The sequence below is a fragment of the Huijunlia imazamoxiresistens genome (genome assembly GCF_037132455.1).
GTDB classification, from domain to species: Bacteria; Bacteroidota; Bacteroidia; order Chitinophagales; family Chitinophagaceae; genus Flavisolibacter; species Flavisolibacter imazamoxiresistens.
In genome coordinates this window covers 158116-173931 of sequence record NZ_JBBBEI010000013.1, presented here as the reverse complement: position 1 = coordinate 173931, position 15816 = coordinate 158116, and the positions used below count along the sequence as shown (strand labels likewise).

The following is a 15816-nucleotide window of genomic DNA, read 5'->3' as shown; positions in this document are numbered from 1 at the left end:
AGAAACTCAGGAACGCAGAAACTCAGGAACTTTCCTAGTATCGAATAACGAAATGCTGTTTTTCGCGGAATTCGCTACGGAAGAAAACGAATCCCAGGAAGAATACATCGACGGTATAACGGACGGCCGGATGCTGTTTTATTTGTTCCCAGGCCTGTTCCATTTCGGCGCTCCAGTGGATATCGTCAAAGACCAGGATGCTGCTGTTGTGCACATGGGCAAGCATCTGGTGGAAATAGTCCAGCGTGGGCCGCAGGCGGTGGTTGCCGTCGACAAAGCCCAGGTCCAGGGAGGGCACCTCCTGCAGCAGGGGGGGCAGCAGGTGGTCGAAGTTGCCTTCCAGGGACCGGATGTTGGACAGGTGCAACCGCCGGAAGTTTTCGGCGGCAATGCCGGCTACCTGCGGGCTGCCTTCGATGGTGGCTACATGAGCTAATGGGTTGGCCAGGGCCAGGGAGGCGGTGGTGACGCCCAGCGAAGTGCCCAGCTCGATGATGTTCAGGGGCTGGTAATGTTTTACCAGGCGGTACAACAGGCTGCCGTATTTCCGGGGCTTTACCGCCGTTTTTGCCAGTTGCCGTACGGTTTTCCTGCCGGGGGTATGTACCCGGGAGCCGGCACCCAGGTCCACGATGTCCAGCGGACGGTGGTCGCGGAGCAGGGCGGAGCGCAGGCTGTCGATGGCGGTGGGGAGGGGATATTTTTCCCTTCCGTTCAGCACGTTCAGGATGAAATCAAATACAAAAGGCGAATGCATGCCGTGCCCCTGGCTGTTTGCAGCGGTACGGTAGTAGTGCAGGTATCTGGCAGCCAACTGAAAGGAACTGTACACGGGAAATGTAAAATATAAAAGGTAAAAGGTAGAATGTAAAAGGATGGAATAACTGCCTGTTGCGCATTACCGTTATTTTTTTCGGTCCCACACCTGGTAGGTATGGGGGTAAGCATTCTTATCATCGGCGGTGCAGAACCGTTCGCTCACCAGTTCCCATTCATCCGGGTTTACTTCCGGGAAAAACACATCGCCATCGAAGCGATGGTGGATGCGGGTGAGATACAGGCGGTCGGCGGTAGCAAAAGCTGTACGGAAGATCTCCGCGCCGCCGATCACAAAGATCTCTTTTACATCGGCGGCCTGTGCTGCTTCCACGGCTGCTTCCAGCGAATGCACCGTGTCCACCCCTTCGTGCTGCCAGTCGCGGTTGCGGGTGATAACGATGCTGCGGCGGCCGGGCAGCGGCTTGCCGATGGAGTCAAAGGTTTTCCGGCCCATAAGAATCGGCAGGCCCCAGGTAAGGTTTTTAAAATATTTCAGGTCGTTGGGCAAATGCCAGGGAAGTTTGTTGTCCTTTCCAATCACGTTGTTTTCATCCGCAGCTACCAGCAGGCTGATTCTCATAAATATAAAATGTAAAATATAGAATGTAAAATGTAAAATGCGGAATAAAACATAAAATTATAAAATGTAAATGCGATGGAAAATAGAGCCAGCCTTATATAGCATCAGGAGGAACCTCATACAAAACTAATCTAACTTGTTTTGCTGGGCTGTGCTAACGCTTTTGGTGAAAATACCAATCAGCTCGTTACACTCTTTTAATGTGCTTTTGACTTTTTCATGAACTACCACTGGCTTTTCATCGATAATTCGAAGGGTAATCCTGGTTTCGCGCAACTCCTTCAGTAAAATCTTCATTTTGTGAATAAAATCATTTCTGGATTCCGCAGCTTGCACCTCACCATATAACAATGCCGGCGCAGTACCGCTTCTGGACAACTGATTTTCCAAATTATTTCCAGCTCTTGTATTCGGCAGCAGGTCGCAAACTTCTAAAATCATTATCGCAAATTTCACGAGCCGGTCTTCCAGATCATATTTACGTCCTGTTTCCACCGTTTTTAGTTTAAAAGTTGAAACCACTCCCCCTATGCCTCTATCCTTATTTTACATTTAATATTTTACATTTTATATTTTATATTTTTTCTACACCGCTACAGGAGCTTTGATAGCCGGGTGATGCTGGTAGTTTTCCAGGGTAAAGTCATTGAAAGTAAATCCAAAAATGTCTTTCACATCCGGGTTGAGGCGCATGGTGGGCAGCGGGAAGGGCTGGCGGCTGAGCTGCAGCTTTACCTGCTCCAGGTGGTTGCTGTAGATGTGCACGTCGCCAAAGGTGTGGACGAAGTCGCCGGGCTGCAGGCCGCACACCTGGGCCATCATCAGGGTCAGCAGCGCGTAAGAGGCAATGTTGAAGGGCACGCCCAGGAACACGTCGGCGCTGCGCTGGTACAACTGGCAGCTCAGCTTTCCTTCCGATACATAAAACTGGAAGATCGTGTGGCAGGGCATCAGGGCCATCTTGGGCAGGTCGGCCACGTTCCAGGCGCTGACGATCAGCCGCCGGCTGTCGGGATTGGTCCTGATCTGGTGCAGCACGTCGCTGATCTGGTCGATGGTCTGGCCATCGGCTCCTTCCCAGCTGCGCCATTGCTTGCCGTAAACCGGGCCCAGCTCGCCCTGCTCATCGGCCCATTCGTCCCAGATGCGCACACCGTTCTCTTTGAGGTAGCGGATGTTGGTCTCGCCCTTGAGAAACCAGAGCAGTTCGTGGATAATGCTTCTGAGGTGGAGCTTTTTGGTGGTCACCAGCGGAAAGCCTTCCGCCAGGTTAAAGCGCATCTGGTAGCCAAAACAACTGATAGTTCCCGTACCGGTGCGATCACTTTTTTGTACGCCCGTATCTAAAATATGCTGAAGGAGGTCCTGGTATTGTTTCATGGAAGGAACAACGTTTAAAAATGACAACGTCTAAAAGGATGCAAATTAAGTTACAAAGCCCTATTACAAGCCCCTGCGTTTCATTTCCTTTTTGAGGAGGCTCCATTCCCGGGCGGTTTGTCCCTGCACGGCCGTATTCTCCCTTGCCCGGCGCATGAGGTAGGGAATGACGTCGGCCACAGGGCCGAAAGGAAGGTATTTGCACACATTGCAACCCCGCCGCGCCAAGGGAAAGGTAATATGGTCGCTCATGCCGTACAGCTGGCTAAAATACACCCGGGGGTGGTTCAGGGGCAGTCCCTGTTTCTCCAATAGTTGTAAGGCCTGCAAATTACTTTCCTCGTTGTGGGAAGCCACCATTATCCCCAGGCGGTCCAGCCGGCTGATGCAGTATTGGACCGCTTCGTTGAAATCCCTGTCGGTAGCCGTCTTGCTGGGCTGGATGGGGGAAGGAAGGCCGCGCTCCTGCGCCCGCAAGCGCTCCTTTTCCATGTAGGCGCCCCGGACCAGCTTGTAGCCGGCCCTAAAACCTTTTTCCACCGCCAGGCGGTCCGTTTCCTTTAAGAAGGCCAGGCGGTCCTGGCGATAGAGCTGAAGGGTATTGTAAATGAACGGTTTTTCCCCATTATAGGTTTGCATCAGGCGAAGCGCCAGCGCATCTATAGGGCCCTGGATCCAGCTTTCCTCCGCATCCACCAGCACCCCGATATGCTGTTGCACGGCCGACCGGCAAATCTTTTCCATCCGCTCCTCCACCCGCTCCCATTCGGCCCGTTCGGACGCGACCAGGTGCCCCAGTGCGGCGTCATAGCGGCCGCCGAGGTCGCCGGCGCCGGCAGCCATCAGCCGGTCGATACGCTCCAGCAGGGCAAAACGGGCCAGGGCAGTAACTTTTACACTGATAAAAGGAATAGACTGCTGGAGAGCGGCGAAATCGATCACTTGCAAAAAGTTTTCACAGGCAGCAGTAAACGAAGTTTCGTCTTCCCTGCCTTCAGCCCCGTAATCCAGGATCACCTGCACCCCTGCCCCGGCCAGCCGGCGCACCACCGGCGCCGTTTCCTCCAATGTCTCACCGCCGACAAACTGCCGGTAAATGGTTTGGCGCAACACGCCTTTTACCGGCAACCCAGCCCGCACCAGCAACGGGAGCACCCGGGTGCCCAGGCCTACCAACCAGGGGTACCGCACCAGGGAAAACAGCCGGTAAGCCGCCTGCAGCTCCCCATCGGTTTTATGGGCAAAGGCAATGGCCGTATCGTCGAAAAGCGGAGACATTGATTAATGGGTAAAAGGGTATTGGTTCATTTGTTAATTGGCAAATAGGTAAGGGCCCTCTCCTTATTCATAATGAAAATCATTCCAATCAGTGGGCGGCTGTGGTTATCTTAGCACAAAGTTGAAGCATGGATGTAAGAAAACCGCAAGACAGCCTGACCGTGATGACGGAAATCGTGTTACCGAACGATACCAATGTGTACGGCAACCTGATGGGCGGGCGACTGATGTACTGGATGGATATAGCCGCGGCTATCAGTGCCCAGAAGCACTGCAATGCACCGGTAGTCACGGCTTCGGTAGATAATATCTCATTTGAGAACTCCATCAAACTGGGCAACACGGTGCATATCGAAGCCGTAGTGACCCGGGCATTCACGACCTCTATGGAGATCCATTTGCGGGTGTGGGGAGAGGATCATGTGCAGCAATTCAAATACAAGAGCAACGAAGCCTACTACACCTTTGTGGCGCTTGACCCGCATGGACGTCCCCGCCGGGTGCCCCAGCTGCAGCCCGAAACCGAAGAACAAAAGCGGCTCTTCGAAAGCGCCCTGCGCCGCCGTCAATTACGCCTCATCCTGGGTGGTAAAATGAAGCCCGATGACGCCTCGGAACTGAAAGCGCTTTTCGTAAAAGAATAAGCTCAGGAAATGTAAAATGTAGAATATAAAATTTAAAATGTAAAATATGGAAAGGAAATATGAAATAAAGAATGTAAAACTGTTCCCTGCAATTTGAAATAGCTTTTCCTATTCAAAGGAGCCTTTCTTCATTCTACATTTTATATTTTACATTCTGCATTTTACATTTCCTGAGTAGGCTGGGTCTTCCAATGATGGGCGCCCTGCATCATGAACTTTTTGCTTTGCTGGATGGCGTCCATTACCTGCTCCAGGATCACCTCCACGGGAGCGTCGTAGTTAATATCCATTGGCGCTTTAAAGGTCACCGACAATTGCACGCCCTTCTTTTTAAAGCGCAACCCTTTCTTGTCAAATGCACGCCAAAAACCCTGGATCACTACGGGGATCACGATCGGGCGGTGGTGCTTGATAATATGGGCAGTACCCTTGCGGCCCGGGGCGTAGGCCTTGGTGGTGCCTTGCGGAAAGGTGATAACCCAGCTGGATTGCAGGGCCCTTTCAATTTTGCGGGTGTCGGAGGCATCGAGGCCGCGGCGCACTTCGGTGGCTTCCTTGCGCCAGGTACGTTTGACGGTAATGGCGCCGGCCAGGGTAAAGAGGCGGCTGATCCAGCTGCTGCGCATGGTTTCTTCGGCAGCTACATAATATACGTTGGTAAAGGGATTGAGCAGGTAAAAGGGAAGGCCGAGGCGGTTGCGCCGGCGCCATTTTACGGCACAGAAAATATGAAGAAAGGTTATTACATCAGCGAAATAGGTCTGGTGGTTACTGACAAAAAGCACGTTCCGCTTCGGCAATTTTTCCAGGTGTTCGGTACCAGAGATCTTTAATTTATTGATAATGGCAAGGGCGGGATAGGATACGACGCCAACGAGGGCATAAACGACTTTGCGCATCAATTGATTTTCCCCTAACTTTTTCGATAAGCTCATCAGCCTCAGATTAGGCGTTAAAGTTAAGTGTTTAAATATTGTTAAGTGCCCCGGCCGGAATTTTATCGGTGTGTAATTACCATTTCCCGTTCATCTAGCTCTAAAATCAAAGCAATGAAAAAAGTATTTTTCTCCTTAGTAATGGTCTTATTCCTGTTCCAGGGCTTTGCTCAAACCGCTCAAATCGTTCCCAATCCCTTTCCCCGCACCCTTACGGTCAACGGGAGCGCTGAGATGGAACTAGTTCCCGATGAGATCTATGTGCAGGTGGACCTGCGCGAATACGAGAAGAAAGGACAAGGCAAAATCGGCCTGGACAAGATCAAAAGCGACTTTTTAAAAGCGACCCGCAGCCTCGGCCTGCCCGACTCGGCCATCACCATCGCCTCTTACGACGCCTTCAACGGCAACCCCTGGCTCCGGAAGAAAAACAAAAAGAATGAAATGTACGCTTCGATCAATTACCTGGTAAAATTGTCCAACAGTACCCAGATGGACAACCTGGTGGAAAAGCTGGACGATGAAGCCACCCAGAACTTCTTTATCGAGCGCACGGGGCACAGCAAGCTCGACCAGTTTCGCAAGCAGCTGAAGATCCAGGCCCTGAAAGCCGCCAAAGACAAGGCCGGCTACCTGGCCGCCGCCATCGATGAAGCCCTGGGCCCGGTGGTAACGATCAACGAGCCGGTGGAATATTACGTTCCTTTTTACAATGCCCGCTCCTCCAATGTGCTGATGCGTGCAAAGACCGAGGCCGTCGCTATCTCAGCCGACCCCTCCGCTCCCGCCGTGGACTTCCGCAAAATCAAACTGAAATTCGACGTCACCGTTGTCTACGCCCTGAAGTAAACGGGTAACCTCTTTATAAAAAAAAAGTCCCACCGATCGGTGGGACTTTTTTTTTATAAAGAAGTCAGCTTATTGCTGTTGGTCTTTATTTTTTTCGTCCTGTTGCAGTTTTTCGCGGATTTGCGCCAGGGCACCCAGGTCACCCAGGGTGGGCTTTTCCACTTTGCTTTGCAGGTTCTTCACAGCCTTCTTGGTCTTGTCAGCTTCGGCACGGGCTTCCTTACGGATAGCGTCTTTTTCCTGAGCTGCAGCTTGTTCCCAGATACGGGCGTGAGAAACAACAATGCGTTTTTCATTGCGGTCGAACTCGATAACCATGAAGTCGGCAGTTTCATCCGCGCCTACGCTCTTGCCATCTTCTTTGGCCAGGTGACGGTTGGGAGCAAATCCTTCAAGGCCGTAGGGCAGTTGAACGATAGCGCCTTTGTCGTCTTTGCGGGAGATCGTGCCTTCGTGGATCGAACCAACGGCAAAGGTATCCTGCAGGCTGTTCCAGGGATCTTCTTCCAGTTGTTTGTGTCCCAGTTGCAGCTTGCGGTTGTCTTTGTCGATACCCATGATCACCACTTCGATGGTTTCAGCAACCTTGGTGTATTCGCTGGGGTGGTTGAAGCGTTTCAGCCAGCTCAGGTCGGAGATGTGGATCATACCGCCGATGCCGGGTTCCAGTTCAACGAACACGCCATAAGGAGTGATGTTTTTCACCACGCCGGTGTGACGGCTGCCTTCGGGGAAACGGGTTTCGATGGTGCTCCAGGGATCTTCGGACAGTTGCTTGATGGACAGGCTCATCTTGCGGCTTTCCTTATCCAGGGTAACCACTTTGGCTTCATGCTCGTCGCCGAGTTTGAAGAACTCTTTGGCGTTGATGGGAGTATTGGCCCAGGTAATTTCCGATACGTGTACCAGACCTTCCACGCCGGGCAGGATTTCCAGGAACGCGCCGTAATCTTCAATGTTCACTACGCGGCCTTTCACTACTGCGCCTTCGGAGATGGCTTCAGGCAGCACATCCCAGGGGTGCGGGGTCAGTTGTTTCAGACCCAGGGAGATACGTTTTTTCTCGTCGTCGAAATCCAGCACCACCACGTTCAGCTTCTGGTCCAGTTTCAGGACTTCGCTCGGGTGGTTGATGCGGCCCCACGAAATATCGGTGATGTACAGCAGACCGTCCAGTCCACCGAGGTCCATGAACGCACCGAAGTCGGTGATGTTCTTCACGGTACCTTCCAGTACCTGACCTTTTTCCAGTTGACCGATGATCTGAGCACGTTGAGCTTCGATATCGCTTTCGATCAGTGCTTTGTGCGATACTACGGCGTTCTTGATGGCTTCGTTGATCTTCACCACTTTGAACTCCATGGTCTTGCCTACGAACTGGTCGTAATCGGTTACCGGCTTCACGTCGATCTGAGAGCCCGGCAGGAAGGTTTCCATACCGAATACGTCTACGATCAGGCCGCCCTTGGTTTTGGAGGTAACGGTACCGGTAACGATTTCGCCGGTTTTGTGTACTTCCACGATGCGCTCCCAGGCACGGGTGATCCGGGCTTGTTTGCGGCTCAGGTTCAGGTTACCGTCCCGGTCTTCTTTTTCTACCACCATCACTTCCACTTCGTCACCTACCGACAGGCCTTGTACGTCGCGGAATTCGTTCAGGGAAACCAGACCGTCGCTTTTGAAACCAATGTTCAGCACCACGTCGGTTTTGGTAATGCCGACAACGGTTCCTTTGATCAGTTCGCCATCGTTGATCTGTACGAAAGTGTTGTCATACACTTTGTCGTACTTTTCTTTTTCTTCCTTGCTGTAGCTGGCCACATTGCGCTTGTCAATGCTCCAGTCGAAATCGTCGTGAGCAGTGGCTACTTCTTCCACGGGCTCCGCAAATTTGGGGGCAGCGGCTTCGGCTGCGGGGGCAGGTTGATTTGTTGTCGCTGTAGAACCTTCGGCGGCAGGTTGCTCGGCCGGAGCGTTCTCCTGTCCTTCAGCGTTTTGGTTAATAATTTGGTTTTCGTCCATAAAAAATTCCGGTTGTTTTATCCGGGGCGGCAAAGATAATCAATAGTTTGTTGTTTGGGGTGTGTGGTTTGCAGTTTTTTAGGCGCAAAGCGCCCTGTAAACGGGAAAAGGCGTGGTTGCCCACGCCTTTCCGAATGTTCTATAAATGCTCTTTATTTCTTAGTACCCGCCGGTGGATCCGTCGCGGACGCGGATCTTTTTCTTGCCGGAATTCTTTTTCTCGTAATCCAGCACGGCCTGGGGCTTGGGCAGCTTTTTCTTGGCCTCGGCCTTGGCGGCATCGGGGTCGTCCCCGGCGGCAGCGGCGTTCTCGCCCCCATTGCCGGCCGTCACGTCGATGGGCGCCAGCTCGTCACCCTCACCTGCCTTGACGGCCGGCTTGTCCAGCACCCATTTTTCGGTGCGCTCGATGGTGCCGTTGGGGGTGTAATATTTCCAGGTGCCGTGTTTCAGGGTGGTACCTTCCAGCTTCACCACCTGTTTGGCGATCACTTTCTGGGGATCGTTGGGATCCGTCACGTTTACCGTATCGTAGGGATTGTCGGGGTTCACGGCTTTCCAGTTTTCCTCCCGCAGGGGGTCGCCCAGGTGGTTGTAATACACGTTGCGGCCGTGCTTGTTGCCCCAGCGGTAGCTTTCAATCGCCTGGATATCGCCCTGGAGCGTATAGCGCCGCCAGATGCCTTCTTTCTTGTCATTTATAAATTCGCCTTCCTCCTCGTAGCCCCGCTCGCCCCGGAGCTCATCCACATGGATCACCCAGCGGCCCTGCTTGCGGCCTTTCTGGTCCACACAGTTCAGGGTATCGCCCTTGACGCCGATGATATAGCTTTTCCATTGCGAAAAACCTTCCAGGGAAATCATTAAGGCACAGATCAGCAGGAATTTCTGTAGCATAGGAATATGATTAATGAGTAATAAGTGATCAATAATGAGTAAGGAACGTTTGGTTCCGGGGATAATTTCAAAGGTAGGCCAGTTTATTTTCCGGCACAGTTCTGCTGACGTTAGAATTTTGTCAATGGTCATTACTTTTATCGGGGAAGAAAACAACAGCTATGTACAGGACTCAGGCAAGGGAGGTATGGAACTTTTTTTACAGCCAGCAACTGGAGGACGGCCTGCGGATTACGGTGGCGGTGCTGCTGCCCGCCCTCATCCTTTCGTATGTTCACCAGTTCGAGCTGGGCCTTACTATCTCCCTGGGCGCCCTTTGCGTCAGCATGGCCGATGCCCCGGGCCCCATCATTCACCGGGCCAACGGCATGATGTACTGCCTGTTCTTCGTCTTTCTCGTGGCCATCGTCACCGGCTTTGCCCGCCTGAACCTGGTGACCCTGGGGGCCGAGATCGTGCTGTTCAGCTTTTTCTTTTCCATGTTCAACGTGTACGGCACCCGGGCGGCCACCGTAGGCAATGCCGCCATGCTGGTGATGGTGCTCACCATGGACAAGCCCGTGGCCCCGGAGGCGGTAGTGCCGCACAGCTTCCTGATCTTTTGCGGGGGCCTCTGGTATATGGGCATCAGCCTCCTTTCCTACAAGGCCCGCCCCTACCGGCCCGCCCAGCGCGCCCTGGGCGACAGCATCCGCGAGCTGGCCCTCTTCCTGCGCATCAAGGCCGGTTTTTACAACTGCGCCACCAACATGGACGAGAACTATCGAAAGCTGGTAACGGCCCAGATCGCCGTCAATGAAAAACAAAACGCCGCCCGCGACCTGCTGTTCAAGACCCGCGAAATCTTAAAGGAATCCACCCCCATGGGCCGCAAGCTGGTGCTGGCCTTTATCGATACGGTGGACCTGTTCGACGACATCACCGCCACCTATTACGACTACCGGTCGCTGCGCAAGCGCTATGCCGCCACCCCCGTGCTGAACCATATTTCGGACATGATCGGGCTGATGGCTGCCGAACTGGACAACATCGGCATGGCCATCCAGACCAACCGCCCGTTTGAAAAGGGTTTTGATTACAAGGAAGCGCAGGCGGAGCTGAAAGGGAAGATCGACGCCTTTATGAAGGAGGCACCGGAAGAAAGCCACCTGGTGCTGCGGAAAATACTGGTGAATATGCGGCGGATGTTCCAGCGCTTCGACGACATCCTGCGCTATTTCGATCCCTCCTTTACCGAACGGACCAAAACGGGCGCCGCCACCCATAAGCGCTTCGTGGACCACCAGAGCCTGGACCCGAAGATCTTTGCCAACAACCTGACCCTCAGCTCCTCGGTCTTCCGGCATTCCGTCCGCGTGGGCATCGCCGCCGGCCTGGGCTTTGTGCTGGCCAAGTTCATCGCCTACAGCCACCACAGCTACTGGATCATCATGACCATCGTGTTTATGATGAAGCCGGCCTTCAGCCTTACCAAGCAGCGCAACTTCGAGCGGATCATCGGCACGGTGGCGGGCGCCCTCATCGGCGTGGGGATCCTGGCCTTTATCCCCGGCCGCAGGCTGCTGTTCGCCCTGATGGTGCTGCTGATGATCGGCACCTACAGCTTCCAGCGGGTAAAATACCTGGTATCGGTGATCTGCATGACCCCGTTTATTTTCATCCTGTTCAAGTTTTTGGGACTGGGTTTCCTGACGCTCGCCCAGGAACGGGTGCTGGATACCGCCATCGGCTGCGGCATTGCCCTGCTGGCCGGCTACCTGCTGTTTCCCAACTGGGAGGCGGGACAGTTGAAACAGTATTTCCAGAACATGCTGGTGGCCAACCGCAACTACCTGTACCTGCTGGCCGACGGGCTGCAGGGCAAGACCATCAACCTGATCGAGTACCGCCTGGCCCGGAAACAGGTCTATGTAAGCTCGGCCAACCTGTCGGCGGCCTTCCAGCGCATGCTGTCGGAACCCAAGAACAAGCAGCGGCACATCAAGGAGATCCACCATTTCGTGGTGCTTAACCACATTTTATTTTCCAATACCGCCACCCTAACGGGCACATTGGTGGGCGCCCAACCGCCGGAATCCCCCGCGGAAGTGGTGCGGCCGGTGAAAAGGACCCTGCAGGTGCTGTGCGAAAGCATCCAGAAGTTCGACCAGGATTGCACCACCCCTGCCTCGGAATCCCTCCACCTCGACGGTCATGGGCAGGCCCCCCTCTCCGCCGACGAGGAACAACTGAAGGAACAACTGGAGTTTATGCACCGGGTCAGCACCGACATTGCTAAAACCACCACTACTATTCTTGCCGGCTAGGCTTTATTTCCGAAGGAACCATTCCACCGCCAGCTCGTAGCCTTTCATGCCGAGGCCGATGATGCTGCCGGCCGCCTTGGCCGATACATGGGAGATCTTTCGGAACTCTTCCCGGGCATGCACGTTGGAGATGTGCACTTCAATGACGGGGATGATGATGGCGGCAATGGCGTCGCCGATGGCCACGGAGGTGTGGGTGTACCCGCCCGGGTTCATGATGATGCCGTCGTATTCGAAGCCCACCCGCTGCAACTCGTTGATCAGCTCGCCTTCCACGTTGCTCTGGAAGTACGAGAACTCGATGTTGGGGTATTGCTTTTTGAGGGCGGCCAGGTAGTCGTCAAAGGTTTGGCTTCCGTAAATACCGGGCTCCCGCTTTCCCAGCAGGTTCAGGTTGGGACCGTTGATAAGGGCAATCTTCATAACTGAAAATGGTTTGAGGGAGGCAAATAAAAAGAAAAACTCCAAAAGCCGCGCGGACTTTTGGAGTATCCATTTATAAGCACAGTTGTCTTACTTGTTTTTGATCATGTCGATGAACTGGTCGAACAGGTAGCGGCTGTCGTGGGGGCCGGGGGTGCTTTCGGGGTGGTATTGTACCGAAAAGGCCGGTTTGCCTTTCACGCGGATCCCTTCGATCGACTGGTCGTTGAGGTTCACGTGGGTCACCTCGATGCTATCCGAGTTCTTCACCGCCTCGGGGTCCACACCAAAACCGTGGTTCTGGGTCGTGATCTCGCACTTGCCGGTCAGCAGGTTCTTTACCGGGTGGTTCACGCCGCGGTGGCCGTGGTGCATCTTAAAGGTCGGGATGTCGTTGGCCAGGGCCAGCAGTTGGTGTCCCAGGCAGATGCCGAAGGTCGGCTTCTCCTCTTTCAGGATGTTCTTGATGGTGCTGACGGCATATTCCATGGAAGCCGGGTCGCCGGGGCCGTTGGAGATGAAGTAGCCTTCGGGGTTGAACGCGTTCACTTCTTCCAGCGGGGTCTTGGCCGGGAATACCTTCACGAAGGCGCCGCGGTCGACCATGCAGTTGAGGATGTTGCGTTTTACGCCGTAGTCCATCACCGCGATGCGTACCGGGGAAGCGGGGTCGCCCAGTTCGTAGGGACGGGAGGTGCTCACCACGGAGGCCAGTTCCAGGCCCGACATGTCGGGAACGTCGGCCAGCTTCTGCTTCAGCACTTCGGGATCCAGGATCTCGGTGGAGATGATGCAGTTCATGGCGCCTTTGTTGCGGATATGGGTTACCAGGGCGCGGGTGTCCACGCCTTCGATGGCGACAATATTTTGCTTTTTCAGATAATCGTCCAAAGAACCTTCCGCCTTTTTACGGGAGTACAATTCTTCCAGGTTCCGACCGATCAGACCTTTGATCTTCACGCTGTCCGACTCAATGTCTTCCAGTGCCACGCCGTAGTTGCCGATGTGCACGTTGTTCATGATCAGTACCTGTCCGTAATAAGAAGGATCGGTAAAAACTTCCTGGTAGCCGGTCATCCCGGTATTAAAGCAAATTTCACCACCCGTGGTGCCGTAGGCGCCGAATGCTTTACCAAAACAGGTAGTGCCATCTTCTAAAACTAAAATTGCGGTTTTTTGTTCCATTTATTCTTAAAAAATTATGCAAAGAAAAACAAATCCGCTATTCGACGAACGTTAAACTTTTGCTTCGTGGATAAAAATAAAAAAGGCAAAGCCTTGGGGGCTTTGCCTTTTTTAAATTGCTTCTCAAAATATTAAGAAGGTTGTTGCTCGGAAGCTTCGGGCTGCGCGTCAGCATCGGTAGCGGAAACGGCGGTAGGAGCAGTTTCGCCGGCGGGCTGCTGGGCGTTGGCCTCGAGGGCTGCGCCTTCAGCTTTCTTGCTGCGACCGCGGCGGGTTCTCTTGGCGCCTTCTTTTTTCTCTTCCTTGCCCTTGCCGTAAATTTCGTTGAAATCCACCAGCTCGATCAGGGCTGTTTCGGCGTTATCGCCAGGACGGGTGCCCAGCTTGATAATGCGGGTGTAGCCACCGGGACGGCCGCCTACTTTGGGGCTGATCACGTCAAACAGCTCAATGATGGACTGTTTGTCCTGCAGGTGGGCAAACACCTGGCGACGCTGGTGCGTGGTGTTTTCCTTGCTCTTGGTGATCAGGGGCTCCACGTAAGTGCGCAAAGCTTTGGCTTTGGCCAGGGTGGTTACGATCCGTTTGTGGCGGATCAGTTGGATGGACAGGTTGCTCAGCAGGGCATCTCTGTGCGATTTTGTACGGCCCAGGTTGTTAATTTTGTCTCCGTGACGCATGACAGTTTGTATTTATCGACGGTACCGTGTCAGGAATTACCGCCGGGTTTAAAAAAATTCCGTAACGGCAGCCTTGCGGCGGACGCTACGGAAAAAAGGTAATTAATAGTCTTCTTTATCGACGCCGAGCTTGCTCAGGTCCATACCGAAGTGCAGGCCTCTTTCGTTCAGCACCTGCTCGATCTCGGACAGGGACTTCTGACCAAAGTTCCGGAACTTCATCAGGTCTTCCTGCTCGTACTGCACCAGTTCGCTCAGGCTGTTGATCTTGGCGGCTTTCAGACAGTTGAAAGCGCGTACCGACAGGTCGAGGTCTTCCAGCGGGGTCTTCAGCACTTTGCGCAGCTGCAGGGTTTGCTCGTCCACGATGTCTTCCTTCTTCTCTTCCTTGTTGTCGAAAGTGATGTTCTCATCGGTGATGATCATCAGGTGTTGAATCAGGATACGGCTGGCTTGCTTCACTGCCTCTTCGGGGTGGATGGTGCCGTCGGTGGTTACTTCCATCACCAGCTTTTCGTAGTCGGTGCGTTGTTCCACACGGGTGTTCTCGATGCTGTATTTCACGTTTTTGATGGGCGTGTAGATCGAGTCGATGGGAATATAACCCACGGGGGCGTCCTTGGGTTTGTTTTCCTCGGCGGGAACGTAACCGCGGCCTTTGCCGATGGTCAGCTCCACATCCAGTTTTACCGAATTGTCCAGGGTGCAGATCAGCAACTCGGGGTTCATGATCTCGAACGACTGGGTGCCTTCGGCGATCATGCCGGCAGTGAATTCGGTTTTGTTTTTGATGCTCAGCATGATGCGCTCATTCTGAACATCGTGGTCTACGATCTTCTTGAACCGTACTTGTTTCAGGTTCAACAGGATCTCCACCACATCTTCAGAAACACCATGGATAGTAGCAAATTCATGCTCCACGCCTTCAATCTTTACTCCAATGATAGCAAAACCTTCCAACGAGTTCAGCAACACACGGCGCAGGGCGTTACCGATGGTAACCCCGTAACCGGGCTCCAGCGGACGGAATTCAAACTGAGCTTCAAAGTCAGTTACTTTCTGAAGAACGATTTTATCGGGTTTCTGAAAATTTAAAATTGCCATACGTATGTATATTTACGATTTTAGCTAAGAGATGAAAAGAGGAAAAAGAGGAAACGAGAGGACCGATTGCTCTTTCTCTCTTTTTCCTCTTTTTGCTCTTAGTATGATTACTTAGAGTACAATTCGACGATCAGTTGTTCCTTGATGTTTTCCGGAACGCTTTCTCTTTCGGGATAAGCGATGAAGGTACCCTGCAGGGTAGTTTCATTCCAGTCAACCCAGTTGAACTTCTGGTTCTTTCCACGCACCTGGCTGGTGATGGCGGTGTTGTCCTTGCTCTTTTCTTTCAGGGTAACGATGTCACCGGGCTTCAGTTGGAACGAAGGAATGTTCACCACTTCGCCGTTCACCACGATGTGTTTGTGGCTTACCAGCTGGCGGGCAGCCGGGCGGGAAGGAGCGATACCCATGCGGAAAACGGTGTTGTCCAGGCGGGCTTCCAGGAGCTTGATCAGGTTTTCACCGGTTACGCCTTTACGACGGGCAGCTTCTTCGAAGGTTTTGCGGAATTGTTTTTCCAGTACACCGTACGTGTATTTGGCTTTTTGCTTTTCACGCAGCTGCAGGGCGTATTCACCCAGGGTTTTGCGTTTGCGGGTAGCGCCGTGCTGACCGGGAGGGTTGCTGTTTTTGCTCAGCCACTTGCCATTTCCTAAGATGGGCTCCCCGAAAATGCGGGAGATTTTGGTCTTGGGACCATTGTAACGTGCCATA

16 protein-coding genes are annotated in these 15816 nt (G+C 53.3%); 3 read left to right on the top strand and 13 right to left on the bottom strand.

Features of this window, described 5'->3' with window-relative positions; all coding sequences use genetic code 11:
- Positions 1-34: 34 nt before the first annotated feature.
- The 5 genes from V9K67_RS16685 to V9K67_RS16665 form a co-directional block, all read right to left on the bottom strand.
- Positions 35-757, bottom strand: a complete 723-nt coding sequence (locus tag V9K67_RS16685; RefSeq protein ID WP_336724293.1) for an O-methyltransferase — start codon at positions 755-757, stop codon at positions 35-37.
- Positions 758-904: 147 nt separating this feature from the next.
- On the bottom strand, positions 905-1399 hold the full coding sequence (locus V9K67_RS16680) for a dihydrofolate reductase (protein ID WP_336724291.1): 495 nt from the start codon (positions 1397-1399) through the stop codon (positions 905-907).
- 126 nt (positions 1400-1525) lie between these two features.
- Entirely contained in the window at positions 1526-1894 is a 369-nt protein-coding gene (locus V9K67_RS16675) for a four helix bundle protein (protein ID WP_336724289.1), read from the bottom strand.
- 90 nt (positions 1895-1984) lie between these two features.
- On the bottom strand, positions 1985-2779 hold the full coding sequence (locus tag V9K67_RS16670; RefSeq protein ID WP_336724287.1) for a thymidylate synthase: 795 nt from the start codon (positions 2777-2779) through the stop codon (positions 1985-1987).
- 63 nt (positions 2780-2842) lie between these two features.
- Positions 2843-4057: a proline dehydrogenase family protein gene (locus tag V9K67_RS16665; RefSeq protein WP_336724285.1), complete on the bottom strand. Its 1215-nt coding sequence runs from the start codon at positions 4055-4057 to the stop codon at positions 2843-2845.
- 128 nt (positions 4058-4185) lie between these two features.
- Here V9K67_RS16665 and V9K67_RS16660 point away from each other — a divergent pair, with 128 nt between their 5' ends.
- A complete protein-coding gene (locus V9K67_RS16660) occupies positions 4186-4701 on the top strand; it encodes an acyl-CoA thioesterase (protein ID WP_336724283.1) in 516 nt (171 codons plus the stop codon).
- A gap of 161 nt (positions 4702-4862) precedes the next feature.
- On the opposite strand, the gene V9K67_RS16655 is transcribed toward V9K67_RS16660, so the two are convergent.
- The gene (locus V9K67_RS16655) at positions 4863-5600 is read right to left on the bottom strand and encodes a lysophospholipid acyltransferase family protein (RefSeq protein WP_336724282.1); all 738 of its coding nucleotides are present in this window, start codon (positions 5598-5600) and stop codon (positions 4863-4865) included.
- A 150-nt stretch (positions 5601-5750) separates the two neighbouring features.
- Between V9K67_RS16655 and V9K67_RS16650 the strand changes: the two genes are divergently transcribed.
- Complete coding sequence (locus V9K67_RS16650) at positions 5751-6485, top strand: SIMPL domain-containing protein (RefSeq protein WP_336724281.1); 735 nt, start codon at positions 5751-5753, stop codon at positions 6483-6485.
- Positions 6486-6554: 69 nt separating this feature from the next.
- On the opposite strand, the gene rpsA is transcribed toward V9K67_RS16650, so the two are convergent.
- Together rpsA and V9K67_RS16640 are read right to left on the bottom strand one after the other, a co-directional pair.
- Positions 6555-8507 (bottom strand): 30S ribosomal protein S1, encoded by a 1953-nt coding sequence (gene rpsA / locus V9K67_RS16645; RefSeq protein WP_336724280.1) that lies wholly within the window; start codon positions 8505-8507, stop codon positions 6555-6557.
- A gap of 159 nt (positions 8508-8666) precedes the next feature.
- The gene (locus V9K67_RS16640) at positions 8667-9404 is read right to left on the bottom strand and encodes a toxin-antitoxin system YwqK family antitoxin (protein ID WP_336724279.1); all 738 of its coding nucleotides are present in this window, start codon (positions 9402-9404) and stop codon (positions 8667-8669) included.
- 161 nt (positions 9405-9565) lie between these two features.
- On the opposite strand from V9K67_RS16640, the gene V9K67_RS16635 reads away from it, so the two are divergent.
- Positions 9566-11710, top strand: a complete 2145-nt coding sequence (locus V9K67_RS16635; protein WP_336724278.1) for an FUSC family protein — start codon at positions 9566-9568, stop codon at positions 11708-11710.
- A gap of 3 nt (positions 11711-11713) precedes the next feature.
- Here V9K67_RS16635 and aroQ read toward each other — a convergent pair whose 3' ends face one another.
- The 5 genes from aroQ to rpsD all read right to left on the bottom strand — a co-directional run bounded on the left by aroQ (position 11714) and on the right by rpsD (position 15815).
- Positions 11714-12133, bottom strand: a complete 420-nt coding sequence (gene aroQ, locus V9K67_RS16630) for a type II 3-dehydroquinate dehydratase (RefSeq protein ID WP_336724277.1) — start codon at positions 12131-12133, stop codon at positions 11714-11716.
- Between the two features lie 90 nt (positions 12134-12223).
- Entirely contained in the window at positions 12224-13318 is a 1095-nt protein-coding gene (gene carA, locus V9K67_RS16625; RefSeq protein WP_336724276.1) for a glutamine-hydrolyzing carbamoyl-phosphate synthase small subunit, read from the bottom strand.
- A gap of 131 nt (positions 13319-13449) precedes the next feature.
- Positions 13450-13998, bottom strand: a complete 549-nt coding sequence (gene rplQ / locus V9K67_RS27170) for a 50S ribosomal protein L17 (protein WP_414696779.1) — start codon at positions 13996-13998, stop codon at positions 13450-13452.
- Between the two features lie 102 nt (positions 13999-14100).
- Complete coding sequence (locus tag V9K67_RS16615; RefSeq protein ID WP_336724275.1) at positions 14101-15102, bottom strand: DNA-directed RNA polymerase subunit alpha; 1002 nt, start codon at positions 15100-15102, stop codon at positions 14101-14103.
- Positions 15103-15209: 107 nt separating this feature from the next.
- Positions 15210-15815, bottom strand: a complete 606-nt coding sequence (gene rpsD, locus V9K67_RS16610) for a 30S ribosomal protein S4 (RefSeq protein ID WP_336724274.1) — start codon at positions 15813-15815, stop codon at positions 15210-15212.
- Position 15816: the final 1 nt, after the last annotated feature.